The sequence below is a fragment of the Ornithinibacter aureus genome, from assembly GCF_009858245.1.
GTDB classification, from domain to species: domain Bacteria; phylum Actinomycetota; class Actinomycetes; order Actinomycetales; family Dermatophilaceae; genus Fodinibacter; species Fodinibacter aureus.
The window spans coordinates 3,659,608-3,684,561 of sequence record NZ_VMSB01000001.1; the positions used below are offsets into that span (position 1 = coordinate 3,659,608).

The 24,954-nt window shown below is 71.0% G+C and carries 23 protein-coding genes and 2 riboswitches; of the genes, 13 read left to right on the top strand and 10 right to left on the bottom strand.

Going from position 1 to position 24,954, the window contains the following annotated elements:
• Positions 1-5: 5 nt before the first annotated feature.
• Positions 6-1,091, bottom strand: coding sequence for a LacI family DNA-binding transcriptional regulator (locus tag C8E84_RS17460; protein ID WP_159904203.1), 1,086 nt, complete (start codon positions 1,089-1,091; stop codon positions 6-8).
• A gap of 155 nt (positions 1,092-1,246) precedes the next feature.
• Here C8E84_RS17460 and C8E84_RS17465 point away from each other — a divergent pair, with 155 nt between their 5' ends.
• The 7 genes from C8E84_RS17465 to C8E84_RS17495 all read left to right on the top strand — a co-directional run bounded on the left by C8E84_RS17465 (position 1,247) and on the right by C8E84_RS17495 (position 7,961).
• The gene (locus tag C8E84_RS17465; protein WP_159905096.1) at positions 1,247-2,479 is read left to right on the top strand and encodes an MFS transporter; all 1,233 of its coding nucleotides are present in this window, start codon (positions 1,247-1,249) and stop codon (positions 2,477-2,479) included.
• Positions 2,480-2,645: 166 nt separating this feature from the next.
• On the top strand, positions 2,646-3,038 hold the full coding sequence (locus C8E84_RS17470) for an SHOCT domain-containing protein (protein ID WP_159904205.1): 393 nt from the start codon (positions 2,646-2,648) through the stop codon (positions 3,036-3,038).
• Between the two features lie 237 nt (positions 3,039-3,275).
• Positions 3,276-3,899, top strand: coding sequence for an ATP-dependent Clp protease proteolytic subunit (locus tag C8E84_RS17475; RefSeq protein ID WP_159904215.1), 624 nt, complete (start codon positions 3,276-3,278; stop codon positions 3,897-3,899).
• A gap of 28 nt (positions 3,900-3,927) precedes the next feature.
• Positions 3,928-4,572 (top strand): ATP-dependent Clp protease proteolytic subunit, encoded by a 645-nt coding sequence (locus C8E84_RS17480; RefSeq protein ID WP_159904224.1) that lies wholly within the window; start codon positions 3,928-3,930, stop codon positions 4,570-4,572.
• A gap of 246 nt (positions 4,573-4,818) precedes the next feature.
• Positions 4,819-6,105: an ATP-dependent Clp protease ATP-binding subunit ClpX gene (gene clpX, locus C8E84_RS17485; RefSeq protein WP_159904226.1), complete on the top strand. Its 1,287-nt coding sequence runs from the start codon at positions 4,819-4,821 to the stop codon at positions 6,103-6,105.
• Position 6,106: 1 nt separating this feature from the next.
• Complete coding sequence (locus C8E84_RS17490; RefSeq protein WP_159904228.1) at positions 6,107-7,159, top strand: LacI family DNA-binding transcriptional regulator; 1,053 nt, start codon at positions 6,107-6,109, stop codon at positions 7,157-7,159.
• A gap of 130 nt (positions 7,160-7,289) precedes the next feature.
• The gene (locus C8E84_RS17495; protein ID WP_159905097.1) at positions 7,290-7,961 is read left to right on the top strand and encodes a hypothetical protein; all 672 of its coding nucleotides are present in this window, start codon (positions 7,290-7,292) and stop codon (positions 7,959-7,961) included.
• 6 nt (positions 7,962-7,967) lie between these two features.
• Here the strand turns inward: C8E84_RS17495 and valS are convergent, their stop codons facing one another.
• Positions 7,968-10,598, bottom strand: coding sequence for a valine--tRNA ligase (valS, locus tag C8E84_RS17500; RefSeq protein ID WP_159905098.1), 2,631 nt, complete (start codon positions 10,596-10,598; stop codon positions 7,968-7,970).
• Between the two features lie 142 nt (positions 10,599-10,740).
• Between valS and C8E84_RS17505 the strand changes: the two genes are divergently transcribed.
• Both C8E84_RS17505 and C8E84_RS17510 read left to right on the top strand, forming a co-directional pair.
• On the top strand, positions 10,741-11,499 hold the full coding sequence (locus C8E84_RS17505; protein WP_159904230.1) for a lysophospholipid acyltransferase family protein: 759 nt from the start codon (positions 10,741-10,743) through the stop codon (positions 11,497-11,499).
• Between the two features lie 72 nt (positions 11,500-11,571).
• Positions 11,572-11,772 carry a hypothetical protein gene (locus C8E84_RS17510; protein WP_211675657.1) on the top strand — a complete coding sequence of 67 codons (201 nt, stop codon included), beginning with the start codon at positions 11,572-11,574 and terminating at the stop codon, positions 11,770-11,772.
• Between the two features lie 27 nt (positions 11,773-11,799).
• Here C8E84_RS17510 and C8E84_RS17515 read toward each other — a convergent pair whose 3' ends face one another.
• Positions 11,800-12,336, bottom strand: coding sequence for an NUDIX hydrolase family protein (locus C8E84_RS17515; protein ID WP_159904232.1), 537 nt, complete (start codon positions 12,334-12,336; stop codon positions 11,800-11,802).
• Between the two features lie 60 nt (positions 12,337-12,396).
• Between C8E84_RS17515 and C8E84_RS17520 the strand changes: the two genes are divergently transcribed.
• Positions 12,397-13,140, top strand: coding sequence for a cobalt-precorrin-6A reductase (locus C8E84_RS17520; protein ID WP_159904234.1), 744 nt, complete (start codon positions 12,397-12,399; stop codon positions 13,138-13,140).
• Here the strand turns inward: C8E84_RS17520 and C8E84_RS17525 are convergent.
• From C8E84_RS17525 to C8E84_RS17550, 7 genes are read right to left on the bottom strand one after another with little or no spacing between them, the layout of a single operon-like run.
• Complete coding sequence (locus C8E84_RS17525) at positions 13,109-14,092, bottom strand: cobalamin biosynthesis protein (protein ID WP_159904236.1); 984 nt, start codon at positions 14,090-14,092, stop codon at positions 13,109-13,111. The two genes, C8E84_RS17520 and C8E84_RS17525, sit on opposite strands and share 32 nt — an antisense overlap.
• Positions 14,089-14,619 carry a bifunctional adenosylcobinamide kinase/adenosylcobinamide-phosphate guanylyltransferase gene (locus C8E84_RS17530; protein WP_159904238.1) on the bottom strand — a complete coding sequence of 177 codons (531 nt, stop codon included), beginning with the start codon at positions 14,617-14,619 and terminating at the stop codon, positions 14,089-14,091. The genes C8E84_RS17525 and C8E84_RS17530 overlap by 4 nt, the downstream gene beginning before the upstream one ends.
• Complete coding sequence (locus C8E84_RS17535) at positions 14,616-15,395, bottom strand: adenosylcobinamide-GDP ribazoletransferase (RefSeq protein WP_159904240.1); 780 nt, start codon at positions 15,393-15,395, stop codon at positions 14,616-14,618. The genes C8E84_RS17530 and C8E84_RS17535 overlap by 4 nt, the downstream gene beginning before the upstream one ends.
• A gap of 14 nt (positions 15,396-15,409) precedes the next feature.
• Entirely contained in the window at positions 15,410-16,435 is a 1,026-nt protein-coding gene (cobA, locus tag C8E84_RS17540; protein ID WP_159904241.1) for a uroporphyrinogen-III C-methyltransferase, read from the bottom strand.
• Entirely contained in the window at positions 16,432-19,038 is a 2,607-nt protein-coding gene (gene cobBC, locus C8E84_RS17545; protein WP_246197020.1) for a bifunctional hydrogenobyrinic acid a,c-diamide synthase/histidinol phosphate aminotransferase CobBC, read from the bottom strand. Before cobBC ends, cobA begins: the two co-directional genes overlap by 4 nt.
• A complete protein-coding gene (gene cobO / locus C8E84_RS17935) occupies positions 19,035-19,649 on the bottom strand; it encodes a cob(I)yrinic acid a,c-diamide adenosyltransferase (protein WP_211675660.1) in 615 nt (204 codons plus the stop codon). The genes cobBC and cobO overlap by 4 nt, the downstream gene beginning before the upstream one ends.
• The gene (locus tag C8E84_RS17550; RefSeq protein ID WP_211675662.1) at positions 19,649-21,775 is read right to left on the bottom strand and encodes a VWA domain-containing protein; all 2,127 of its coding nucleotides are present in this window, start codon (positions 21,773-21,775) and stop codon (positions 19,649-19,651) included. Before C8E84_RS17550 ends, cobO begins: the two co-directional genes overlap by 1 nt.
• 57 nt (positions 21,776-21,832) lie before the next feature.
• Positions 21,833-21,957: riboswitch (cobalamin riboswitch) on the bottom strand.
• 61 nt (positions 21,958-22,018) lie between these two features.
• Between C8E84_RS17550 and cbiE the strand changes: the two genes are divergently transcribed.
• The 3 genes from cbiE to C8E84_RS17565 all read left to right on the top strand — a co-directional run bounded on the left by cbiE (position 22,019) and on the right by C8E84_RS17565 (position 24,910).
• Positions 22,019-23,272, top strand: coding sequence for a precorrin-6y C5,15-methyltransferase (decarboxylating) subunit CbiE (gene cbiE / locus C8E84_RS17555; protein WP_159898444.1), 1,254 nt, complete (start codon positions 22,019-22,021; stop codon positions 23,270-23,272).
• The gene (gene cobM, locus C8E84_RS17560) at positions 23,269-24,045 is read left to right on the top strand and encodes a precorrin-4 C(11)-methyltransferase (protein ID WP_159898445.1); all 777 of its coding nucleotides are present in this window, start codon (positions 23,269-23,271) and stop codon (positions 24,043-24,045) included. Before cbiE ends, cobM begins: the two co-directional genes overlap by 4 nt.
• Positions 24,046-24,066: 21 nt before the next feature.
• Positions 24,067-24,134, top strand: a riboswitch (cobalamin riboswitch).
• Positions 24,135-24,211: 77 nt separating this feature from the next.
• The gene (locus C8E84_RS17565; protein WP_159898446.1) at positions 24,212-24,910 is read left to right on the top strand and encodes an energy-coupling factor ABC transporter permease; all 699 of its coding nucleotides are present in this window, start codon (positions 24,212-24,214) and stop codon (positions 24,908-24,910) included.
• The last annotated feature ends 44 nt before the right edge of the window (positions 24,911-24,954 follow it).

A 24,954-nucleotide genomic window follows, 5' to 3' on the forward strand; every position in this document is an offset into this window, starting at 1 on the left:
CTGAGTCATGCCGGGGGTGGGGCGCTCGTCGTGCCGATTCGCAGGGTCACCGGATAGGTCTCATCGGCCACGGGGCGGCCCTCGAGGGCCAGCCGCACCAGTCGTCCCATCCGGCGGCCCTTCTCGGCACCGGGCTGGTCGACGGTCGTGAGCACGTGCCCGAGCCACGGCAGGTCGACGCCGTCGAAGCCGGTGACCGTGAGGTCCTCGGGGACCCGCAGGCCCATCGACTCGGCGGCGCGCACGACCCCGGCCGCGAGCAGGTCGGCCTGGGTGACGATCGCCGTCGGACGCTGGTCCTCGGGGACGTCGAGCAGGAGGCGGGCGGCCGCCTCTCCGGCCTCCACGGTGAGGTCGCAGGCCTGCACCACGGGAGCCGAGGGCCCCGCGAGCGAGCGGAACCCGGCGAGTCGACCCACGGCATCCGGGTAGGTGGCGGTGGCGACGTCGGCATCGGTGACCACGCCGGTGGGGGAGTGGGCCCGCAGCATCATGCTCAGGTGCGCGACCCGTTCGTGGCCGAGGTCGAGCACGTGCTGCGTCGTGAGGCGCATCGCGGCGAACTCGTCGGTGAGGACGTGCGCGACCTGGGGGTGGATCGGGGCACCGCTGCCGACCAGCGGGACCCCGCGGGCCAGCAGGTGGTCGACGACGGGGTTGTCGCGGTGGCCGCACAGCGGGAAGACCGCCGCGTCGACGGCCTGGGTCGCGAGCTGGGCCACGGCTCGGTCGGGGTCGTCGAGCGGCTGGGCGATGAGCAGCATCGAGCGACCGGCGACATCGAGTTCCTCCGCGAGGCCGTCGAGGATCGCCAAGGCGAAGGGGTCGTGGAAGGCGTACCGCAGCGGCCCCTCGACGACGACGGCGACGGTGCCCACCCGGCCCTGCCGCAGCGACGACGCCAAGGGGTCCGGCCCGGCATACGACAGGGCGGATGCCGCGTCGCGCACGCGCTGGGCGGTCGCCTGCGCGACCGGCCCCTTCCCGCTGAACACCAGGGATGCCGTGGACGTCGACACCCCGGCGCGGCGCGCGACGTCCCGCAGCGTCGGACGGCGCTGCGCGGATCGCGTTTGACGAGTGGGGGCCATGGCGGACACAATATCGAATCGATTCGATCGAATCGATTCGATTCCGCCTTCACGGTGCGATCGCACCCGTGGTCGGCCAACCAGCCACCTGCGCACCTCACGTGCCGTGCGCCACACATCACCACCAGAGAATCGAAGGAAAGCCCGTGTCCGCCATGCCTGACGCCGCCCCCACCACGCAGCCCCTCGACCGGGCCCGCGTCATGACGGCACGCAACTCCGTCTTCGTGATCTTCGCCCTGGCCGGTCTGGTCTTCGCCTCGTGGGCCTCCCGCATCGCCGACACCAAGGAGGCGCTGGGGCTGAGCGCGGGCGAGCTCGGCATGACCCTGTTCGCCGCGAGCGTGGGGTCGGTGACGGGCCTTCCGCTGGCTGGTCGCATCTCGCAGCGGATCGGGGCGACCCGGGCCGTGGCACTGGGCACCGTGGTCGCCCTCACCGGGCTCCTCGTCGTCGGCGCGGTGGTGGATGCCGAGGGCTCACGGTTGGCGCTCGCCGCGGGGCTGTTCCTCGTCGGGTTGGGCGTGGGGGTCTGGGACGTCTCGATGAACCTCGAGGGGGCCGACGTCGAGCGTGGCCTCGGAACCGCCGTCATGCCGCACTTCCACGCGGCCTTCAGCGGGGGAACCGTGGGATCGGCGCTCATCGGTGCGGGGATGTCGTGGGCCGGCGTGCCGCTGACGATCCACTTCATCGGTGCCGCCGCGGTCACCGTGCTCCTGTCCTGGTGGGCGCTGCCGCGGTTCCTGCCGCACACCGCCGAGCACCACGAGGAGGCGCGAGCCGCCCGTGGTCGCCACCGTTCTGCGTGGCTGGAGCCCCGCACCCTGCTCATCGGGGTCGTCGTCCTCGCGGCCGCCTTCACCGAGGGCACGGCCAACGACTGGCTCGCCGTGGCCTTCGTCGAGGGGCACGACCTGCCGGCCTGGGCCGGGGTGCTGGCGTTCGCGACGTTCCTGACGGCGATGACCATCGGGCGCCTCGTCGGCACCCGCCTGCTCGACCGCCACGGCCGGGTCCCGGTGCTGCGCGTGAGCTTCGCCCTGGCCGCGCTCGGTGCCGCCATGGTGATCTTCGGCAGCGCGTGGCTCGCCTTCATCGGTGCGGCCGTCTGGGGCGTCGGCGCGGCACTCGGCTTCCCGGTCGGGATGAGCGCCTCGGCGGACGACGCCGCTCGCGCAGCGGCCCGGATGTCGGTCGTCGCGACCATCGGCTACGTCGCCTTCATCGCCGGCCCGCCGGTGCTGGGCCTGCTCGGGGACAGTGTCGGTGTGCTGCGCTCGCTGCTCGTCGTCGGTGCCCTGGCGATCCTCGCGCTGTCGGTCGTGCCCGCGGTGCGCGAGCCCGCTGGAGGGTCCGGGGACCGGGCGCCCGCAGCCTCGGCCTGAGGGGTCCTCGCGCTCGGGAGTGGGTGAGGATACCGACTCTCACCCGGTTCGGGGGATGTCGTGACGTGGTTTCCAATCAACAATGAAACACTGGCCCGCCGGGTCCCGCGACCCAGTTGTGGCTCGCGAGAGCACACCCCTCACTCTGCGAAAGGCATTTCCGTCCATGGACACCAACATCACCAGCTTCTGGGAGATCCTCCTCTGGAGCTTCTGGATCTTCATCTGGATCTCCGCGGTCATGATCTGGTTCCGCTGCGTCTTCGACATGTTCAGCGACAAGACCGTGAGCGGCTGGGGCAAGGCCGGCTGGGCGATCGTCCTGGTCTTCCTGCCCTGGATCGGCGCCCTGATCTACCTCATCGCCCGCGGCAAGAGCATGGGTGAGCGCCAGGTGGCGGCCATCTCGGCCGCGCAGGCGCAGCAGGAGGCGTACATCCAGCAGGTCGCCGCGAAGAGCTCGCCGGCCGACCAGATCGCCAGCGCCAAGTCGCTGCTCGACTCCGGTGCGATCAGCCAGGCCGAGTTCGACGCCCTGAAGGCCAAGGCCCTCGCCTGAGCTCACCCCCGCGGGGCGCGACCCTTCCTGTTCGGAGCCCGGCACCACACCGCGTCAGCGGCGTGGTGCCGGGCTCCTCGCACGAAACGTCGGGGAGGTGCTGTGGCAAAGCCTGAGTGGTCCGCGGCGGCGTTGTGCTCACGGCGAACACGGCCCGGACCGGGGAGTGCCGTGCCGAGGTCCGGCGTTAGGGTCACTGACACAGCAGCACCCGATCTGACGAGGAGCGACTCAAGCGTGACCAGCACCGAGATCGTCGCCGCAGGCCCTGGCCCCCAGGCCGGGCTGGACGACCACATCTACAACCGTCTCCTCAAGGAGCGGATCATCTTCCTCGGGTCCGACGTGCGCGACGACAACGCGAACGCGATCTGCGCCCAGATGCTCCTGCTCGCCGCCGAGGATCCCAAGAAGGACATCTGGCTCTACATCAACTCACCCGGCGGGTCCGTCACCGCCGGCATGGCGATCTTCGACGTCATGCAGTGGATCCCCAACGACGTCGCCACGGTCGCGATGGGCATGGCCGCCTCGATGGGGCAGTTCCTGCTCTCCGCCGGGGCGCCGGGCAAGCGCTACGCCACCCCGCACGCCCGCGTCATGATGCACCAGCCCAGTGGCGGCATCGGCGGTACGGCCTCGGACATCAAGATCCAGGCCGAGCAGCTGCTGCACATCAAGAAGCAGATGGCCGAGCTCATCGCCCAGCACACCGGGCAGAGCGTCGAGCAGATCGAGATGGACTCCGACCGCGACCGGTGGTTCACCGCCGAGCAGGCCAAGGAGTACGGCTTCGTCGACCAGGTCATCACCAAGGCCACGATGGCTGGCCCCGGGTCTGACAACCCCGTGACCGCCTGAGCCGGCCGAGACCAGACGAGGAACAGACATGAACGCAGACCTGACCGGCCGCCTCAACGTGCCCGGCCCCTCCAGCCGCTACATCCTGCCCCAGTTCGAGGAGCGCACCTCGTACGGCATGAAGCGGCTCGACCCCTACACCAAGCTCTTCGAGGACCGCATCATCTTCCTCGGGGTGCAGGTCGACGACGCGTCCGCTGACGACGTCATCGCCCAGCTCATCGTGCTCGAGTCCCAAGACCCGGACCGCGACATCCTCATGTACATCAACAGCCCCGGTGGCTCGTTCACGGCGATGACCGCGATCTACGACACCATGCAGTACATCCGCCCCGACGTGCAGACGTTCGTCATCGGGCAGGCGGCCTCGGCTGCTGCCGTGCTGCTCGGCGCCGGCGCGAAGGGCAAGCGGTTCGCCCTGCCCAACGCCCGGGTGCTCATCCACCAGCCCGCCATCGAGGGCACCGGGGGTATGGCCTCCGACCTCGAGATCCACGCCAACGAGATCATCCGCATGCGCGGCTGGCTCGAGGACACCATCGCCCAGCACTCGGGCCGTGACGTCGAGCTCGTCCGCAAGGACATCGAGCGCGACAAGATCCTCTCGGCCGAGGCGGCCAAGGAGTACGGCCTGATCGACGAGGTGCTCACCTCGCGCAAGAACACCGCCTGATCGCGACCCTGCCCCTCGGGTTCTCGACCCGGCAACACCGGATGCCGTCCGCTCACGTGAGCGGACGGCATCCGGTTTCTCGTGGTGTACAGGCGCGGTTGTGACGCACCGGCCGGGTCGAGAGCCGTTGCGCTGACAGCGGAAAGGGCAGACTCGCCCGGCGCGTGCGGGCTTCAATGGGTGCTGTGGTCGGTGCCGACGGGTAGCGTCGGGCCAGTCGTCACCAGCGTCAGGGAAGGGTCATTCGTGGCACGTGTCGGAGAGTCGGGTGACTTGCTGAAGTGTTCCTTCTGCGGCAAGTCCCAGAAGCAGGTCAAGAAGCTCATCGCAGGGCCTGGCGTTTACATCTGTGACGAGTGCATCGACCTGTGCAACGAGATCATCGAGGAGGAGCTCGCCGAGTCCAGCGAGCTCGGGCTCGACGACCTGCCCAGGCCGCGCGAGATCTTCGACTTCCTCGAGCAGTACGTCATCGGTCAGGACGTCGCCAAGAAGGCGCTGGCGGTGGCGGTCTACAACCACTACAAGCGCATCCAGGCGGGGGAGTCGGCCCTGGGCAAGAAGGACCCCGACCACGTCGACATCTCGAAGTCGAACATCCTGCTGATCGGCCCGACCGGCTGCGGCAAGACCTACCTCGCGCAGACCCTCGCCAAGATGCTCAACGTCCCGTTCGCCATCGCCGACGCCACGGCGCTGACCGAGGCGGGCTACGTCGGTGAGGACGTCGAGAACATCCTCCTCAAGCTCATCCAGGCCGCTGACTACGACGTCAAGAAGGCCGAGACGGGCATCATCTACATCGACGAGGTCGACAAGATCGCCCGCAAGTCCGAGAACCCGAGCATCACGCGGGACGTCTCGGGTGAAGGGGTCCAGCAGGCCCTGCTGAAGATCCTCGAGGGCACGACGGCCTCGGTGCCCCCGCAGGGTGGGCGCAAGCACCCCCACCAGGAGTTCATCCAGATCGACACGACCAACGTGTTGTTCATCGTCGGCGGGGCGTTCGCCGGCCTCGAGAAGCTCATCGAGTCCCGCAACGGCAAGAAGGGCCTGGGCTTCGGCTCCGAGCTGCACACCCCGAAGGACCTCGCCGAGAGCATCCACGAGGTCATGCCCGAGGACCTCATGAAGTTCGGCCTGATCCCCGAGTTCATCGGGCGCGTGCCGGTCATCACGACGGTGGCGCCGCTCGACAACGACGCCCTCGTGCGCATCCTCACCGAGCCGCGCAACGCCCTCATCAAGCAGTACCAGAAGATGTTCGAGATCGACGGCGTCGTCCTGGAGTTCACCGAGGACGCCGTCGAGGCGGTCGCCGACCAAGCACTGGCTCGCGGCACCGGCGCTCGTGGCCTGCGCGCGATCATGGAAGAGGTCCTGCTGCCGACCATGTTCGACGTGCCGAGCGACGACGAGATCGCCAAGGTCGTCGTCACCAGTGAGGTCGTCCGCAAGAACGTCCTGCCGACCATCGTGCGTCACAGTGACGACCCCACCCGCAAGCGCGCTCCCCGCAAGCGCTCCGCCTGACGTGACGGCTCCGGCTCGCCGGCGTCGGCCCACGCTCGAACAGGTGGCTCGCCACGCGGGAGTGTCACGTGCAACCGTCTCTCGGGTGGTCAACGGGTCGACGACGGTGGACCCGGCGCTGCGCGAGATCGTCACCCAGGCCGTCGACGACCTGAACTACGTGCCCAACGCTGCTGCGCGGGCCCTGATGACGCGGCGCACCGACAGCGTCACGCTCGTCGCAGCCGAAGGTGACGACCGCGTGTTCGGGGACCCGTTCTTCGCGCAGATCGTGCGGGGTGCGAGCCAGGAGCTCACCCGGGCCGGGGTGCAGCTGTCCCTGTCGATGACCCAGTCCGATCTTCAGATCAGCTCGCTGTCGCGCTACCTCGCGGGTGGTCACACCGACGGCGTCCTCCTCATCTCCGAGCACGGGGGCCACCGCCTGGCCGAGAAGCTCGTCGAGGCCGGCATCCCCGTCGTCATCGGTGGGCGACCCCTCGACCCCGCGGTCGAGGTCCCGTACGTCGACAACGACAACGTGGCCGGTGGACGCCTGGCCGCCGAGCACCTGCGGGCCCGCGGATGCCGCCGGGTCGCCACGATCGCCGGCCCCGCCGACATGTCGGCCGGGTGTGACCGGCTCGAGGGCTTTCGCCAGGGGCTCGGCCCCGACTTCCGGGAAGACCTCGTCGAGCACGGCCTGTTCACCATGGCCTCGGGGGAGGCCGCGGCGACCCGGCTCTTCGAGCGGTCACCGGACATCGACGGCATCTTCGTCGCGTCCGACCTCATGGCACTCGGTGCCATCAGCGTGATCCGCAAGCTCGGCAAGCGCGTCCCCGATGACGTGGCGATCGTCGGGTTCGACGACATCGAGCTGGCGAGCATGGCCGAACCCAGCCTGACGACCATCCGCCAGCGCACCGAGAACCAGGGACGGCTGATGGCCCGGTTGCTGCTGCGCCAGCTCGGCCACGAGGTCGACGACGTCGAGTCCGAGCCCGCCCCGAGCACCCCGGACGGTCGCGGCATCGTCCAGCACGTCGACCTCATCGAGCGCGAATCAGCTTGACCGCCCGCCCTCGGGAACGAGGTTCGCGAGCTTGACGACGAGCAGCACGAGGGCGGACCCGCCCCACCCGCCCGCCCCACGGTCGGTGCTGGCGCGCTGACCCCGGGGCCGACACGATGGGGGAGTGGTGATGCCCTATCGGCTGCGCGCCGGAGACACCGGCCCCGTGCAGCAGTCCCCCGTGACGTGCGGCTCGGCCTGCCTCACGGTCGCCCGCATGCACGTCGACCCGCACTTCGCGGCGTGGGTGCGCACCGGCTTTCCCAATCCGCCGGGCTCTCCGCAGGGGGCCACACCGGGGGAGCGGTTCGCCGCCTACGAACGCATCGTCATGCGGCGCACCAACAGCCTGTTCCCCGGATCCGGTCGGCTGAACGTTCCCTGGCCCCGCCGGCTCGGCACACCGCCGTGGGGGGCCCGTCGCGAGCTCGAGTTCGGGGCTGCTCGCCGCGGCACGCAGTACACGATCGACGTCCTGCGCGCCGACTCCCGGACCGACCGGGTCCTGGCGTTCGACACCCTCGTCGAGGTCGTCGCCGAGGGTGAACCGGCGCTGCTGTACGTCGGCAACGCCACGCTGCCCCGACACGTCGTGCTCATCCTCCCGGGGGACGGTGACCGCATGCTCGACGTCTACGATCCCGGCAGCGGCCGGGTCACTCACCTGCGGCGTGACGTCGTCGTCGACGCACAGCTGGCGCTCAGCGGGTGGGACGTGCCGTGGTTCGCGGTGCGCCCCACCGGGTTGCGGTCGGTGCGCCGGGCCTCGTATGCCGTGGCGCCGGGTGCCGCCCCCGCCTGACCCGACTCAGGCGGGGGGTCTCGGCACGGCGACGAGCTCGATGTCGCGCGCGGCAACCTCATCGCCTTCGGCGTAGTCGAGGATGCCGGTGAGCTTGCCGGCCGCTCGCAGGTCACCTTCGGCGCTGCGCACGTGAGCGAGGACGGCATCCGGCCCGACGAGGGTCATCGAGGGCACCTCGGCACGCATGCCGACCTTGGCCTCCGACTTCGCCTTGCGCACGACGGCCAGGGCGGCACCCACCGACCCGACCACGGCCGGGTCGCCGCTGCCGGGCACCTCGTCGACCGTCGGCCACGAGGCGCGGTGCACCGACCCGTCGTGGGTCCAGGACCAGACCTCCTCGGTGACGTAGGGCAGGACCGGCGCGAACAACCGCAGGACGACGTCGAGGCTGATCCGCAGCGTCGCGCGGGCGGATGACGCGGTGGCCTCACCCTGAGCGCCGTAGGCGCGGTCCTTGACGAGCTCGAGGTAGTCGTCGCAGAACGACCAGAACCACTGCTCGGTGACCTCGAGGGCACGGGTGAAGTCCCAGGCCTCGAAACCCGCGGTGGCCTTGGCCACGACGTCACGCAGGCCCGCGAGAAGCGACAGGTCGATCGGCTCGGTCACCTGCGCCGCGAGGTCGCCCTCGACCGACCCGAACGACAGCGCGAACTTGCTCGCGTTGAGCACCTTGATCGCGAGGCGGCGGCCGACCTTGATCTGGCCGGTGTCGTAGGCGGCGTCCGTGCCCAGGCGACCGCTGGCCGCCCAGTAGCGCACGGCATCCGCGCTGTGCTCCTTGAGCAGGTCCTCGGGGGTGACGACGTTGCCGCGGGACTTGCTCATCTTCTTGCGGTCGGGGTCGAGGATCCAGCCGCTGATCGCCGCGTCGGTCCACGGCACGCTGCCGTGCTCGAAGTGGGCGCGCACGACCGTGGAGAACAGCCACGTGCGGATGATGTCGTGACCCTGGGGGCGCACGTCCATCGGGAAGACCTTGTCGAACAGCGGGTCCGTGCCGGTGCCGTCGGCGTTGCGCCAGCCACCGGCGATCTGCGGGCTGAGCGAGGACGTGGCCCAGGTGTCGAGCACGTCGGGGTCGCCGACGAAGCCGCCGGGCACGCCGCGCTGGTCCTCGGTGTAGCCGGCCGGGGGGTTGGCCGCGGGGTCGACCGGCAGGGAGCTCTCGTCCGGGACGATCGGAGTGTCGTAGACCGGCTCGCCGTCGGCGTCGAGGGGGTACCAGACGGGGATCGGCACACCGAAGAAGCGCTGGCGGGAGACCAGCCAGTCACCGTTGAGCCCGCTGACCCAGTTGGCGTAGCGGCTGCGCATGAACGCGGGGTGGAAGTCGATCTCCTCGCCGCGGGCGATCAGGGCCGCGTTCAGCTCGGCGTCGCGGCCGCCGTTGCGGATGTACCACTGGCGCGAGGTGACGATCTCGAGCGGCTTCTCACCGCGCTCGTAGAAGTTCGCCATCCGCTGGGTCGGCTTCGGCTCGCCGTCGAGGTCACCGGACTCGCGCAGTGCGTCGACGAGCGCGGCCCGGGCCCCGAAGGGGGTCTTGCCCGCGAGCTGCTCGGCGTAGAAGGCCTCGCCGGGCGTGCCCTCGAGCCAGGCAGGGGTCTCGCCCTGGAGGCGGCCGCTGCGGGTGATGACCGAGCGGGTCGGCAGCTGCAGCTCACGCCACCAGATGACGTCGGTGAGGTCACCGAAGGTGCAGCACATCGCGATGCCGGCGCCCTTGTCCATCTCGGCGCCCGGGTGGGCGAGCACGGGGACCTCGACACCGAACACGGGGGTCGTCACCGTCGTGCCGAACAGGCCTTGAAAGCGCTCGTCGTCGGGGTGGGCGATCAGGGCCACACAGCTCGGGATGAGCTCGGGGCGGGTGGTCTCGATGTGCACCGGGCCGTTGGGGCCGTGGAAGGCCACCCGGTGGTAGTGCCCGGGGTAGTCGCGGGCCTCGAGCTCGGCCTGGGCGACGGCCGTCTGGAACGTGACGTCCCACAGGCCCGGCGCCTCGGCCTGGTAGGCCTCGCCGCGGGCGAGGTTGCGCAGGAACGCCTGCTGGGCGGTGGCCCGGGAGTGGTCGTCGATCGTGCGGTAGGTGATCGACCAGTCGTAGCTGTGACCGATGCGACGGAAGAGGGACTCGAAGGCCTCCTCGTCCCGCACGGTCAGCTCGTCGCAGAGCTCGATGAAGTTCTGCCGCGACACCGGCATCTCGTCGGCGGCCTTGGTGCTGCGTGCATCGCCGCGGAAGGGCGGCACGAACTCGGGGTCGTAGTGCAGGGCGGCGTCACCACGCACGCCGTAGTAGTTCTGCACCCGCTTCTCGGTGGGCAGCCCGTTGTCGTCCCAGCCGATCGGGTAGAAGACGTTGAACCCGGCCATCCGCTTGTACCGGGCCACGCAGTCGGTGTGCGTGTAGCTGAACACGTGCCCCATGTGCAGTGATCCGGATGCCGTGGGCGGCGGAGTGTCGATGGCGAAGACCGCCTCGCGGGGGCCGGCGAGGGCCGCCTCGCGGTCGAAGGCGTAGGTGTCCTGCTCCTGCCATACGGCCGCCCACTTGTCCTCGAGGCCGTCGAGGGACGGCTTGTCCGGAACGGAGGCAGCGCGAGATGGCAGGAAGGACTCGGTCATGGGCGCCATCATCCCAGACCGGGGGCGGTGACCCGGCATCCGGCCACGTGGCGCGACGGCATCCGACGCGACGAGGTGCCGTGTCCCGCCGGGGCGAGGCACGGCATCCACGATGCGTGTCCTCTGGCCTAGTCTTGGCCCCATGAAAGAACCGGTGTACCGGCCCGTCATCTCGGCCGTCAGGGCGCTGTTCTTCGTCCAGGGAACGCGTTTCACCATCACGGGTCAGGAGCACGTGCCCGCGCAGGGTGGGGCCATCATGGCCATCAACCACACGTCCTACCTCGACTTCATGTACGCGGGGCTGCCGGCGTGGCCGAACCGCCGCTACGTGCGGTTCATGGCGAAGAAGTCGGTGTTCTCGCACAACGTCACCGGCCCGCTGATGCGCGGGATGGGGCACATCCCCGTCGACCGGCACAAGGGTGGCGAGGCGTTCGCGGCCGCGATCCGGGCGCTGCGGGCGGGGGAGATCGTCGGGGTGTTCCCCGAGGCGACGATGTCACGCTCGTTCGAGCTCAAGGAGTTCAAGCCCGGCGCGGTGAAGATGGCGCAGGTGGCCGGTGTGCCGGTGCTGCCCGTGACCATCTGGGGCGGGCAGCGGGTGTGGACCAAGAACCTGCCCAAGCACATGCGGCCGGGCTCGCGCATCCCGGTCAGCATCACCGTGGGCGCGCCGCTCGAGATCGCCCGCCGCGAGGACGTCAACGCCGCCAACGAGCGGTTGCGCGCGGCCATGCAGGTGCAGCTCGACGCGCAGCAGGCGGCCTATCCGACGCTGCACGGCGAGGACCTGCGCTACGTCCCGGCGCGGCTCGGTGGGCTCGCGCCGACCCCGGAGCAGGCCCACGCCGCCGACCACCACGACATGAACCGCACCCGGGACGAGTTCACCGGCTGACCCCCCTCGACCTTTTCTCTCCATGAGGGAATCGCGAGGTTCGCGAGAGATGCCTTCCCTTGCCCGGCCGAGGTGACCGAGGTCCTGCGGGAGCGGATGTCCGAGCAACTCCTGGCCCAGCAGGAGGCCTATCCGCAGCTGACCGGCACCGACCTGCGCTATCTCCCCGCGCGCCTGGGCGGCACCGCCCCGACGCCGGAGGAGGCCGCCTCCCGCGACCACCACGACATGACGCGCACGGTCGACACGTTCAACCGCGGCAAGCAGGCCTGATCCCCGCTCGGGCGTCCGGAGCGGGCGTCAGACGGCGAAGCCGAGGTGGGCGAGGGCCTGGCGGAGCAGCACGTCATGCCCGCGGTCGAGCTCGGCCAACAGCAGCGGGTCGCGCGCCTCGTCCGGCGTGATCCAGGCGAGGTCGAGGGCGTCCTGCTGCGGGGCACAGTCACCGGTCACCGGAACGACATAGGCCAAGGACACCGCGTGCTGGCGCGGGTCGTGGAAGGGCGTGACGCCCGGAGTGGGGAAGTACTCGGCGATCGTGAAGGGCTGCGGACTCACGGGCACGCGCGGCAGGGCCATCGGCCCCAGGTCCTTCTCCACGTGCCGCAGGATCGCGTCGCGCAAGCGCTCGTGGTGCAGGACGCGGCCCGAGACGAGCTCGCGCATGATCCGCCCGTCGTCACTGACCCGCAGCAGCAGGCCGATCGCCGTCACCTGTCCGCGGTCGTCGACCCGCACGGGGACGAGGTCGACATAGAGGATCGGCAGCTTGTCGCGGGCCTGGTCGAGGTCCTCGCGGCTCAGCCACGCGCTGTCACGGTCCAGTTCGAGGGGCATGGGCCGATTCTGCCAAGGGCGGCGCCCGGGCGGTCGGTCTGGGCGCGTTAGCATCGCCGAATGCGGGTTCTGGTGCTGGGCGGCACGGCTGAGGCACGTGCCCTGGCCGTGGCGTTGCAGAGCGCCGGGGTCGACTTCGTGTCCTCGCTCGCCGGCCGCGTCGCCCATCCGCGGATGCCGGTGGGCTCGGTCCGCGTCGGTGGCTTCGGCGGCGTCGATGGCCTGGTCCGGACCCTGCGCTCGGATGGCTTCACCCATCTGATCGATGCGACCCACCCGTTCGCGTCGACGATGACGGCTCATGCCATGCAGGCGTGCGCCCGCACCGGTCTGCCAATGACGCGCCTGGCCCGGCCCGGCTGGGCAGAGCGACCGGACTCCGACACGTGGACCTGGGTCCCCGACCTCGATGCAGCGCGTGTGGCCGCACAAGCGCTGGGCAGCAGGCCCTTCCTCTCCAGCGGGCGTCAGACGCTGCCCCATTTCGCCCGCTGGTCCGAGCGAGATGTGCTCGTCCGGGTGGTCGAACCGCTGGCTGAGCCTGCACCCCCACGGTGGACGGTGGTCCTGGACCGCGGGCCCTACTCGGTGGGTGGGGAACGGGACCTGATGCGCCGTCATCGGGTCGACGTCCTGGTCACCAAGGACTCCGGCGGTGGCTACACCAGCGCCAAGCTCGACGCTGCCGCCGAGCTCGACGTCCCGGTCGTCGTGGTGTCCCGACCGGCACCACCTACTGGTCTGGTGACGACTGCTGACGTGGCGGGCTGCGTCACCTGGCTCGGCGTGCGCGCCGGCGGCTGACGACACGGCGAGCGGCCGCACTACGAGCGGCGACGATGACGCCGAGTGCGATCAGCCCGATGCGCCGCTCGAGTCGCACTGCCGATCCCAGGTCGTCGACGGTGACAGCGGGACCGTCGCCGAGGCGGCCGCGGTCCTCGACGATACCGGCGTAGCTGTTGGAGCCCCCGAGCGAGACACCCAGCGCCGCCGCAAAGGCAGCCTCGACCGGTCCGGCATTCGGACTCGGGTGGGCGGGCGCGTCCCGGGCGACGGTCATCAGCACCCGGCGGACACCGGCCACGGAGCCGGTGGCTGCGGCGGTGCTCAGCACGGTGAGTCGGGCCGGGATCCAGTTGGCCACGTCGTCGAGTCTGGCTGCGGCCCAACCGAACTCGCGATAGCGCGGGGAGCGGTGACCGATCATCGCATCGAGCGTGTTGATGGCGCGATAAGCCACGAGGCCGGGCACTCCCGCCACCGCGCCCCACCACAGCGGCGCCACCAGCGCATCGGCGCCGTTCTCCGCGACCGACTCGACGGTGGCCCGGGCGACCTCGTCAGCCGAGAGGCGCGAGGGGTCGCGACCCACGAGGTTGCGCACCTGTCGTCGCGCAGCGTCGAGGTCTCCGGCGGCGAGCTGTCGCTGGATCGTGAGTGCCTCACGTTCGAGTGAGCGGCCGCCCAGCACGGCCCAGGTGGCGACAGCAGTGATCGCGACGCGACCGACGTCGCGACCCATGCCGGGATCGCCGACTCGCCCGGCCAGATGATCGGCCAGCATCCCGGCAGCGGTAGCCGCACCGACGAGCGCGCCGACGTGCACCACACCTCGGACGCGGCTCGGGGCATGGGTGTGCGCCTCGAGCGCCATCGCGATCCGCCCGAATCCGGCGACCGGGTGGAAGTGGCGCGGGTCGCCGAGCAGGCGATCCGCGGCATACCCGAGGAGGAGTCCGGTGGCGACCCTCACGAGGAGTCCTTGACCACGAGCACCTGCCCGGCCACGACCAGCCACACGCGATCGCTGACGCCGGCGATGGCCTGGTTGAGCCGACCCAGTTCGTCGGCATGGATCCGGGCCGAACGGTGCTCGGCGATCCCGCCGAAGCCGACCTCGTCGGTCACCGCGACCAGGTCGTGCGAGCAGGTCGACCAGGTCGACACCAGTGCGGACACCTCGTCGTCGAGGCGCCCGCGCCACTGGGCCACCGGCTGATCCCAGGCATCCAACCTGTCGAGCAGCGCGACCAACCAGGCGCCCAGACTGTCGACCAGGGCCGGCCCGTTGAGGGCGGTCAGGGCGGACGGCAGATCCGTCGTCTCGACCGTCGGCCAGGAGGCGGGTCGACGGCGACGGTGCTCCTGGATCCGCGCAGCCCAATCGGTGTCCTCGGGGCGTGAGGGAGAGGTCGCGACATAGGTGGTGCCCTCACCCATGAGGTTCTCGGCGATCGCGGACTTCCCCGAGCGGATGCCCCCGGTGATCAGTGTTCTCATGCCGTGGCTCCGATCGTCAGCGCCACGAGCAGGGCAGCTGTCCCGACCTCGATCGATGCCCCGAGCACGTCTCCGTTGATCCCCCCGAAGACCCGCACGGCACTCCGGAGCAGCCACGCCACGGCGACGAGGAGGGCCGCCATCGCGGCGACCCCCTGCCACCACTGCAATCCGGCCACCACGGTGGCTCCGGTCAGCGCAGCGCCCGTCACCACGACGGCTGGGCCACCGACCACGCCCGGCACCGTGCCAGCCACGACGGCACCCAAGGAGGAGCCCGACGCGGTCGGGAGCACACGCAGGCACCCGAGGGTTGCAGCCACTCTGGAGGCCACGACGGCGACACCGACGAGCAACCAGCCATGAGTGAGCGACAACAGCGCTGTGGCAGAAGCGATCTGGAGCAGGACCACCACGACCAGGGCCATCACACCCATCGGGCCGACATCGCCGGTGCGCAGGACGCGCAGGGCGCGCTCACGGTCCCAGCCCGCGCCGATGCCGTCAGCGGTGTCCGCCAGCCCGTCGACGTGCATGGCGCGCGTGGCCAGGGCCAGCGCCCCGACCGACAGGGTCGCCGTGATCGAGGTGGGCATCGCCGCGGCCTGACCGAGCCGACCCACTGCAGCGACGAGCAGGCCGAGGGGCAGGGCCGCGATCGGTGCCAGCGCCATTGCCCACGCGCCGATGCGACGCGTGGTGGGAGGGAGTGAGCCGACAGGAATCATCGTCAGTGTCCCGACGGCCAGTCTCAGCCCCGCCCACGCAGTGCCCATCACGCGTGCCCGACTCAGACCGACGTCTGCGGCAGCAGGGCCGCCACCGCGGGGCCGATGACGGTGACCGCAGGGGCGCCGATGTCCTGCTCCGCCGCTGCACCCGGGAGCGCGGCCAGCGTGGAGCGGACCTGGCGTTGCGAGGTCATGCCGCCATCGGCGATGGAGGCAGCAGGGGTCGACGGATCCATGCCGGCACTGATCAGGCGCTTGGCGATCACCGGCAGTGCAGCCACGCCCATGAGGACCACGATGGTCAGTCCCAGACGGGCGAGGGCATCCCAGTCGACGTCACTGCGTGCGTCGTCCGGAGCGACGTGACCGGAGACGACGACGAAGCCCTGCGTGAGGTGGCGGTGGGTGAGGGGGACGCCCGCCAGGCCGGGGACGGCGATGGAGGAGGAGACGCCCGGGATGACCGTGACGGGCAGGCCGGCTTCGACGCAGGCATTCCACTCCTCGCCGCCGCGGCCGAAGACGAAGTTGTCGCCACCCTTGAGGCGCACGACGGTCTTTCCGGCGAGTGCCCGGTCGACGAGGATCTGGTTGATCTGCTCCTGGGGCGTGAATTCACCTCGCGGGATCTTGCCGACGTGGACGACCTCGGCGTCGGGGCGTGCCTGCTCCAGCGCGGCCAAGGGGGCCAACCGGTCGCACACCAACACGTCGGCGCTCCGGATCGCGTCGAGCCCGGCGAGCGTGAGCAGGCCGAGAGGGCCCGGTCCGCCCCCGACGAGGACGACGTGGCCGGAGGTGGTGGCAGGGGACGGGGACGAGGGGGAGAGCTCGACCCCCTGCTCGCGCAGCGGGTCGCGCAGGACGACGTCGTAGGCGGAGAGGTCGAGGTCCGCGTCCGTGCGCAGTGCGATGAGGTGCCGACCAGCCAGGTCCCGGAGACGTGCATCCGGTGCGGCACAACGCACATCGACACGTGCCCCTTGATCGAGCAGGGCCTGCACCGTCTCGGACGCACGCGGGCCCGGCTCCAGCACCAGGACGCGCGGCGTCGTGCCGTCGGGCAGGGGGAGGCGCAGGGTCATGCGGAGAGCTCTCTGTCTGCCTGAGCGGCTGGGACGGGGCCGCGCTGGGGCGCCGTCGACGCTGGCGCCGCCTGCTCCAGAGAACGCTCCGAGCCACCGGGAGCAGTGTCGCCGAGGAGGGACTGCAACTCACGCAGGAGTCCGTCGGTCGTGTGCGGGTCGCGGACGGCCAGACGCACCCAGTCGTGGTCGAGCCCGGGGAAGCTGTCGCCGCGCCGCACGGCATACCCACGCTCACGCAGGGACCCATGGACGCCGGGACCGACCCGGACGAGCACGAAGGGCGCGGCGCCGGGCACGGGGGCGAGCCCCAGCGACTGCAACCCGCGGACGAGGTGATGCCGCCAGGTCGCCGCTTCACGGGCCAGCTCGGCTTCCTCTGCGCGGGCGGCGGGGGCGCAGACGGCGACGCTCGCGCGGGCCGCCAGCGAGGACACGGACCAGTGGGGTTGCTGCTCGGCGAGGAGTCGGAGGAGTGAGGGGTCGCCGACCACATAGCCCGCGCGCAGGCCGGCCAGCCCCCACGTCTTCGTCAGCGAGCGAACGACGATGACACCGTCCAGGTCCGCAGAGATCAGTGAATCGGCCCCTCCCACAATGGCATCCATGAATGCCTCGTCGATCACGAGGACCCGTCCGGGCGCGCGCAACGCTTCCAGGGTCGACCGGGGGTGGAGCACGCCCGTCGGATTGGTCGGATTCCCGATGATCACCAGGTCGGCGTCGGCCGGGATTCGATCGGGGTGCAGGACGAAGCCCTCGCGCTCGCTCAGGACGTGCTGGTCCGGCACCCGTCCGGCACGGCGCAGCGCGGACTCGGGCTCGGTGAACTGGGGGTGCACGACGAGGGGTCGCCGACCGGGGATGGCACGGGCGATCAGCGTGAAGGCCTCGGCGCCGCCGCTGGTGGGGAGGACCATGTCCTCAGGCACGGCGTGGCGTCGGGCCAGGGCCGTCCGGGCTGGGTCGACGACGGGGTATGCCGCGAGGTCGCCGATGCCGTCCCGCAGCGTCGTGGCGAGCCAGGCCGGGGGTGTGGGGACACGGACGTTCACCGCGAAGTCGACCAGTCCAGGGCCGACCTCGGCGTCGCCGTGGTGGTCCAGTCCAGCCGAGGGTGTCGGGTCGGTCGTCGTGGGGAGCGCGGGCGCTCGCTCGACCCGGGGGAGGACCGTGGACGTGGCGCCGAGAACCGGCGGCTGTGCGGCATACGACTGCACTGCGGCGGCGAAAGCGGCTGGGACGGACGGGTTCCCGGCCCAATGGGTGTGCAGATAGGAGGCGTGCAACGTCGCGCGCCCGGTGCTGGCTGGATCGAGGGTGAAGCCCTCGACGCCCTCCTCGTGCTCCCAGGCAGCGGTGGTGCCGGCCCCCGGCGACGTGCGGGTCCGGTGGAATTCGTGACCGCGCGACGTCGTTCCGGCCGGCCCGAGGATGCTGTCGACGGTCGTGCGAGCCGAGCGGTACTGCAGGGTCAGGCGAGGGTGCATCGCTGCCTGCGCGGGAACTGCCCCGACGAAGTCGTGCCCGTCGAGGGTCTCGCAGAGATAGATCAGGCCGGCGCACTCGGCGACGGTCGGCATGCCGGAGGCGATCGCGTCCCGGACCGCACCAGTGAGGGCCGTGTTGCGGGAGAGGGCCGGAGCGTGGGCCTCAGGGAAGCCGCCGCCGAGGTAGAGCCCGCTGGTCCCGGGCGGGAGCGAGGTGTCGAGCGCCGGGTCGAAGAGAACCGGCTCGCAGCCGTTGGCCCGCAGGAGTTCGTCGGTCTCGGCATAGCGGAAGGTGAAGGAGCGACCGCCGGCCACGGCGACGACCGGGCGGGTGGTGGCACTGTCGTGGGTGGCGACCCCCTCCGCACGGCGCGACGGCGGTGACCACGGGGTGGCGCTCAGGTCGGGCGCGCATCCGGCGAGGTGAAGGAGCAGGTCGAGGTCGATCAACTCGGCGGTCTGCTCGGCCAGGCGGTCGAGCGCGCTGACGGCGTCGGTGCGCTCCGCGGCCGGGATCAAGCCGAGGTGACGGGAGGGGGCGCTCACGCCCGCGTCGCGCGGAAGGACCCCCAGCACCGGCAGGCCGATGGCCTCGACGCTGCTGCGGACTTCGTGCGCGTGGCGCACCGATCCCGCCTTGTTGAGGATGACACCGACGACGTCGACACAGTGGTCGAAGGTGCGCAGACCGTGGAGCGTCGCCGCGATCGTGCGCGCGGCGGAGGAGATGTCCGCGACGAGGATCACCGGGCTGCGGGTGAGGGTGGCCAAGTGGGCCGTCGACGCGAAGCCGCCGGTGCCGATCCGGCCGTCGAAGAGCCCCATGACGCCTTCGATGACCGCCACGTCGGCGGGGTCGGGCGTCCGGGCGCCGTGGAGGAGCAGGGGAACGATGAGTTCCTCGGAGGTCAGCCAGGGATCGAGGTTGCGACCGGGGCGGCCGGTGGCGAGCGCGTGATAGCCGGGGTCGATGTAGTCCGGGCCGACCTTGGCCGGCGCGACAGCGTGCCCAGCCCGGCTCAGGGCAGCCATGATCCCGACGGCGATCGTGGTCTTGCCCTGACCCGACGCAGGTGCCGCGATGACGACCCGGGGCAGGGGGGTCGGTGTCACCACTCGATGCCCTTCTGGCCCTTCTGGCCCTTGTCGAACGGGTGGGCGATCTTGGTCATCTCGGTGGCGACGTCCGCGATCTCGAGGAGGCGGGGGTGTGGATCGCGGCCGGTGATGACCACGTGCTGGTAGCCGGGGCGGTCGGTCAGGGAGTCGACGACGTCGTCGATGTCGAGCCAACCCCACGTGAGCAGGTAGGTGAACTCGTCGAGGACATAGAGGGTGTGGGTCTCGTCGGCGAGGCGACGCTTGATCTCTTCCCAGCCCTCACGGGCGGCCTCGGCATGGTCCTCCTCGGTGCCGGCCTTGCGTGACCACGACCAGCCCGAGCCCATCTTGTGCCACTCGATCGGGCCGCCCTGGCCGGTGCTGCGGTTCACGTCGTCGAGAGCAGCCAGCGCTGCCTGCTCACCGATGCGCCACTTGGCCGACTTCACGAACTGGAACACGCCGATCGACCACCCCTGGTTCCAGCCGCGCAGGGCCAGGCCGAAGGCCGCCGTCGACTTCCCCTTCCCGGCGCCACCGTGGACGATGACGAGCGGACTGTTGCGGCGCTGTCGGGTGGTGAGGCCGTCCGCAGCCTGCACCGGTGTCACTCCCTTGGCCATCAGGCGGCCCTCCTGTCATTGATGAGCGCCACGAGGTGATCGGCGGCGATGTCTTCGAGGGGCACGTGCTCTGCGCCCATCCGGTCGGCGAGGTCCCTGGCCAGACCCATCCGGAAGCGGCCGGACTCGCAGTCGATCACGACGCTGTCGACGGCGACGTGCCCCCACTGGTCGGCGATGCGCTGTGCTCTGCCCAACGCATCGACGCCCGCCGTGGCGCGTCCGTCGGTGACGAGCACGAGCAGCGCCCGTCGACGTGGGTCCCTGATGCGCTCCAGCCCAAGGGTCTTCGCGGCCGTGGCGAGACCCTCGGCCAGGGGCGTGCGCCCGCCGTGGGGGAGTTCGGCCAGGCAGGCGGCGGCCGCCTCGACCGAGGAGGTCGGCGGCAACGCGAGGTCGGCACCGGTGCCTCGGAAGGTCACCAGGCCCACGCGATCGCGTCGCTGGTAGGCGTCCATGAGCAGCGACAGGACGGCCGTCTTGACCTCGGCCATCCGAGACCGGGCAGCCATCGACCCGGAGGCGTCGACGAGCAGCAGCACGAGGTTGGACTCCTTGCCCTGGGTGATCGCCGAGCGGAGGTCGCTCGCCCGGATCTCCAGTCGGCTCGTCCCGGTCGTCCCGGTCGTCCCGGTCGTCCCGGTCGTCCCGGTGGCGCGGGCGCCTCGCTCTCGGGCAGCGGCCGTGATGGTGGCGGTCAGATGGACCCGGCCCGTGCGCTCGCGGCTCGATCCGACCGTCCTGCCCCAGGTCGTGATCGCCCGGCTGCGTTTGCCGGCCGCTCCCGACCCCGTGCCCCGCACACTGAGGCGACGAATGCGGTACGGCTCGTGTGCTGCCGCCACGCCCTGGACGGGCGCCGGCGGGTCGGTCTCGGAGACCTCTCCGCCGCTCTCCGTGTCGGTGGGGTCCGGCGGTGTGCAGTCGGAGCGCTGATCGCGGGCGTCCTGCGCTCCCTCGTCGCAGTCCTGCGCCGACGGCGTCGTCATGGGGTCGCCCGAGTCGTCGTCCGCGGTGTCCGTCTCGTCGGAAGGCTCCTTCGGGCGCTCGGGCCGGTCCGGCTCGTCGGGCAGGTGAGGGTCTTCATCCTGAGGGTCCTGGGGGTCCTCCGGAGGCGGCGGCTCGTCGTCGCCGAGCAGGCGATCGAGCAGGTCCTCGTCCAGTCCCGGCGCGTCGAAGGGTGCACGCCGACGTCGGTGGGGGAGAGCGAGTTTGGCGGCGGTGCGGATGTCCTCCCGGGTGACGTCGGTGCGCCCCTCCCACGCCGCGTGGGCCACCGCAGCCCTCGCGGTCACGATGTCGGCACGCATCCCGTCGACCTCGAAGCCGGCGCAGACCGTGGCGATCTTGTCCAGCGCCCAGTCACTCAGACGCACGCGACGCAGGGCCTCCTGGGCGGACGCGATCCGGGCGGCCACATCGGCCTGCGCCACGGCATACGAGGTCTGGAAGGCGACCGGATCCTCATCGAAGGCGAGCCGCCGACGGACCACGTCCGCACGCTGCGCTGGGTCGCGGCTGGCCTTCACCTCGACGGTCAGGCCGAAGCGGTCGAGCAACTGCGGGCGAAGCTCGCCCTCCTCCGGGTTCATGGTGCCGATCAGGACGATGCGGGCAGGGTGGGACACCGACACCCCGTCGCGCTCGACGGTGTTGCGGCCCATGGCAGCGGCGTCGAGGAGCAGGTCGACGAGATGGTCGTGCAGGAGGTTGACCTCGTCGACATAGAGCAGACCACGGTGCGCCTGGGCGAGCAGCCCCGGCTCGAAAGCCGTTTCACCGTGACCGAGGGCCTTGCTGAGGTCGAGGGAGCCGATGACGCGATCCTCGGTGGCACCCACCGGGAGTTCGACCAGACGAGCTGGGCGGGTCGTCGATGCGGCGTCGGTGTGTGGCCCGTCGGGGCAGTCGGCGGCGGGCGACCGTGGGTCGCAGCCGAAGCGACATCCGTGGACGACCGCCTGGCGGGGCAGGATCTCGGCCAGAGCGCGCACCATCGTGGACTTCGCGGTGCCCTTCTCGCCGCGCACGAGCACGCCGCCGACCTCGGGGGAGACCGTGGTGAGGACGAGGGCGAGGGCCATCTCGTCGGCACCGACGATGGCGGCGAAGGGGTAGTTGGACACGGCGCTCCTCCTGGTGAGTGACCACGCTCACCGGCCGATTCGGCCGCCTCGGGGTCCCGGGGCGGCGTGACGCAGGAGGACGTCCTGGCTTCCGGTCTCCACGTCACGCGGCGAGCGGTCACAGTGGCGGGACCGCTCCGGAGTTGCACCGGTATTCCTCGCCCTGCGTCGCCCCGCATCCTCCCACATCGCCCACCCCGGGTCCGGCGAGGTCGATGTCTCATCGCACGTAGGCTGTCGCGCGTGATCGAGGTCGTGGGCATCGAGGATGCGGGCTGGGCGTCCGTGCCCGCCCGCGAGCAGGATCTCGTATGCCGTTCGCGGCACCTTGTCGGTGGCGCCCGACACCTGGCCCTGGTCCCCGAGATCGAGGGTCAGATCCGCACACCATGGCCCACACCGATGCGCGCCCAACTGCCAGCACTGTTCGAGCAGATCGGCACCGAGGGCGTCGTCGTGCTCGCCAGTGGTGACCCGCTGCGCTCGGGGGTCGCGAGCACCCTCATCGACCTGTTCGGCCGGGAGACGGTCCGGGTCCACCCTTCGCTGTCCTCGGAGACCCTGGCGCGGGCGCGGATGGGTTGGCCCGCCGAGGAGACGACGGTCGTGACCCTCGTCGGGCGCTCTGTCGATCGACTCCGCCGTCACCTCGACCCGCGTGCACGTCTCGTCGTCCTGTGCTCCGATGGCTCGACCCCCGCCGAGGTCGCCGCCCTTCTCGTCCAAGAGGGCTGTGGCAGTTCGCGGCTCACGGCGTGGTGGCACCTCGGAGGGCCCAAGGAGGGCAGCCGATCCGGCGCTGCACGGGACTGGGAGGTCGAGCCCACTCCTGATCTGGTCGTGCTCGCCGTCGAGGTGGACGACCTCGCGGCCGCCCGCTCGTCCTCGGGCCCCGCCCCCGGACGCCCAGAAGAGGCCTTCGATCACGACGGACAGATCACCAAGCGTGACGTGCGCGCGAGCGCGCTGGCCCATTTGCGTCCGACACCTGGGGCCACTCTCTGGGACCTCGGCGCCGGCTCGGGTGCGGTCGCGATCGAATGGGCACTGGCGGCCCGCTGCGCGCGAGCGGTGGCCCTCGAGCGCGACCCCGGTCGTGCCGCCCGGATCCGCGCCAACGCTGCACGTCTCGGGGTGCCGCGAGAGGTCGAGGTGGTCGAGGCCGACCACGGGGCCCTCTCCCCGGAAGGGGCGTCCGTCCTCGACGCGCTGCCCGACCCGGACGCGGTCTTCGTTGGCGGCGGTCTCACGAGCGAACTCGCCGACCTGGCGTGGGGTCGCCTCCGTCCGGGCGGACGTCTTGTCGCGCACGCCGTCACGCTCTCGGCCGAATCCGTCCTCGTCGCTGCCCACCAGCGCCACGGAGGCCACCTGACCAGGCTGAGTGTCGAGCACGCGACGCCGCTGGGTCCGCACCTGTCGTGGACCCCGGCCCGCGCGATCGTCCAGTGGAGCGCCCAGAAACCCGCCCCGCCCCACGAGCAAGGAATGTCATGACCGTTCATTTCATCGGGGCCGGTCCCGGTGCCGCCGACCTGCTCACCCTGCGCGCCGTCCGCCTGCTGCAGGAGAGTCCGATCTGCCTCTATGCCGGCACCTACATCGACGACGAGGTCCTCTCGCACTGCGGGCCGGAGACCGAACTCATCGACACGGCATACCTCAATCTCGACGCCATCACGGCCACCCTCGTCGCCGCCCACGACGCCGGTCATGACGTCGCCCGGCTGTGCTCGGGAGACCCGTCGATCTACTCGGCGATCGCCGAGCAGACGCGCCGTCTCGACGCCGCAGGGGTGCCCTGGGACCTCACCCCGGGCGTGCCGGCCTATGCCGCGACGGCCGCGCTCATCGGGCGTGAACTGACGGTGCCCGAGGTGGCCCAGTCGGTCGTCCTGACGCGCGCGCAGAAGGACTCGACCACGATGCCGCCGGGGGAGACCCTGGCGGCCTTCGCCGCGACCAATGCCACCCTCGTCCTGCACCTGGCGATCCGACACACCCGGCGGCTGGCCGATGAGCTCAGTGCCCACTACGGGGCCAACTGCCCGGTCGTCGTCGGCTCGCAGGTCACCCAGCCCGAGGAACTGATCCTGCGCGGCACCCTCGCCGACATCGCCGACCAGGTCGAGGCCGCGGGCCTGACCCAGGCCGCGGTCATCATCGTCGGCTGGGCCCTGTCGGCGGAGGACTTCGTGGAGTCCCACCTGTATTCGAGCCGACCGCCTCGGCCCGCCGGGGAGGGGCGACCGGACGCCTCGCTGGTGTAGCCTGCCGAGCACCATCTGCGTGAGGAACCCGGTGCAAATCCGGGACGGTCGCGCCACTGTGAGCTGAGCCATCGGCGAGTCAGGAACTCCTGTGGATGTCGCGTGCCGCCGATCGGCGCCGCGCGTCACGTCTGATCGGGCGCGTCATCCCGAGGAAGGTGCAGCAATGCACATTGCCGAGGGCTTCCTGCCCCCACTTCATGCGGCAGCGTGGACAGCCGTCGCGGCCCCCTTCGTCATCCATGGCACCCGGGCGATCAGCCGCACCATCAAGGAGCACCCCGAGGCCAAATTGTTGCTCGGTGCCGCGGGGGCCTTCACCTTCGTCCTCTCCGCGATCAAGTTGCCCTCGGTGACGGGCTCATCGTCCCACCCGACGGGCACCGGACTGGGGGCGGTGATCTTCCGGCCCCCGGTGATGGCGGCCCTGGGGACGATCGTCCTGCTCTTCCAAGCCCTCCTGCTCGCCCATGGCGGTCTGACCACCCTCGGGGCCAATGTCTTCTCGATGGCGGTCGTCGGCCCGTGGGTCGGGTATGCCGCGTTCCGCCTGCTCGGTCGCGCTCCCTTCTCGGTCCGCATCTTCGCGGCCATGGCGTTGGCCAACCTCGCGACCTACGTCATGACCGCCACCCAACTCGCGCTGGCCTTCCCGGGCCAGAACGGCTTCGTCGGCGCGTGGTCGGCCTTCCTCGGCATCTTCGCGATCACCCAAGTGCCGTTGGCCGTCATTGAAGGCCTCGTCGGCGTCCTCATCTTCAAGGCCCTGCGCAGTTGGGCCGGCCCAGAACTCTCCGCTCTCGGGGTGTTCTCGCGCCGCCGGGACCACGCCGGCACCAAGGTCGATGAGGCCATACATGCGTAAGCACGCGAGCACCCTGGCCATCCTCCTGGCGATCGTCGCCCTCT

Excerpts from the sequence above, each read along its gene's own strand:
- C8E84_RS17465 (WP_159905096.1), top strand. The coding sequence starts at position 1,247 with ATGCCTGACGCCGCCCCCACCACGCAGCCCCTCGACCGGGCCCGCGTC.
- C8E84_RS17480 (WP_159904224.1), top strand. The coding sequence starts at position 3,928 with ATGAACGCAGACCTGACCGGCCGCCTCAACGTGCCCGGCCCCTCCAGC.
- C8E84_RS17530 (WP_159904238.1), bottom strand. The coding sequence starts at position 14,619 with ATGAGAACACTGATCACCGGGGGCATCCGCTCGGGGAAGTCCGCGATC.
- C8E84_RS17565 (WP_159898446.1), top strand. The coding sequence starts at position 24,212 with ATGCACATTGCCGAGGGCTTCCTGCCCCCACTTCATGCGGCAGCGTGG.
- cobA (WP_159904241.1), bottom strand. The coding sequence starts at position 16,435 with ATGACCCTGCGCCTCCCCCTGCCCGACGGCACGACGCCGCGCGTCCTG.
- C8E84_RS17520 (WP_159904234.1), top strand. The coding sequence starts at position 12,397 with ATGCGGGTTCTGGTGCTGGGCGGCACGGCTGAGGCACGTGCCCTGGCC.
- cobM (WP_159898445.1), top strand. The coding sequence starts at position 23,269 with ATGACCGTTCATTTCATCGGGGCCGGTCCCGGTGCCGCCGACCTGCTC.
- C8E84_RS17470 (WP_159904205.1), top strand. The coding sequence starts at position 2,646 with ATGGACACCAACATCACCAGCTTCTGGGAGATCCTCCTCTGGAGCTTC.
- cobO (WP_211675660.1), bottom strand. The coding sequence starts at position 19,649 with ATGGCCAAGGGAGTGACACCGGTGCAGGCTGCGGACGGCCTCACCACC.
- C8E84_RS17515 (WP_159904232.1), bottom strand. The coding sequence starts at position 12,336 with ATGCCCCTCGAACTGGACCGTGACAGCGCGTGGCTGAGCCGCGAGGAC.
- C8E84_RS17460 (WP_159904203.1), bottom strand. The coding sequence starts at position 1,091 with ATGGCCCCCACTCGTCAAACGCGATCCGCGCAGCGCCGTCCGACGCTG.
- valS (WP_159905098.1), bottom strand. The coding sequence starts at position 10,598 with ATGACCGAGTCCTTCCTGCCATCTCGCGCTGCCTCCGTTCCGGACAAG.
- C8E84_RS17505 (WP_159904230.1), top strand. The coding sequence starts at position 10,741 with ATGAAAGAACCGGTGTACCGGCCCGTCATCTCGGCCGTCAGGGCGCTG.
- C8E84_RS17495 (WP_159905097.1), top strand. The coding sequence starts at position 7,290 with ATGCCCTATCGGCTGCGCGCCGGAGACACCGGCCCCGTGCAGCAGTCC.
- C8E84_RS17535 (WP_159904240.1), bottom strand. The coding sequence starts at position 15,395 with ATGGGCACTGCGTGGGCGGGGCTGAGACTGGCCGTCGGGACACTGACG.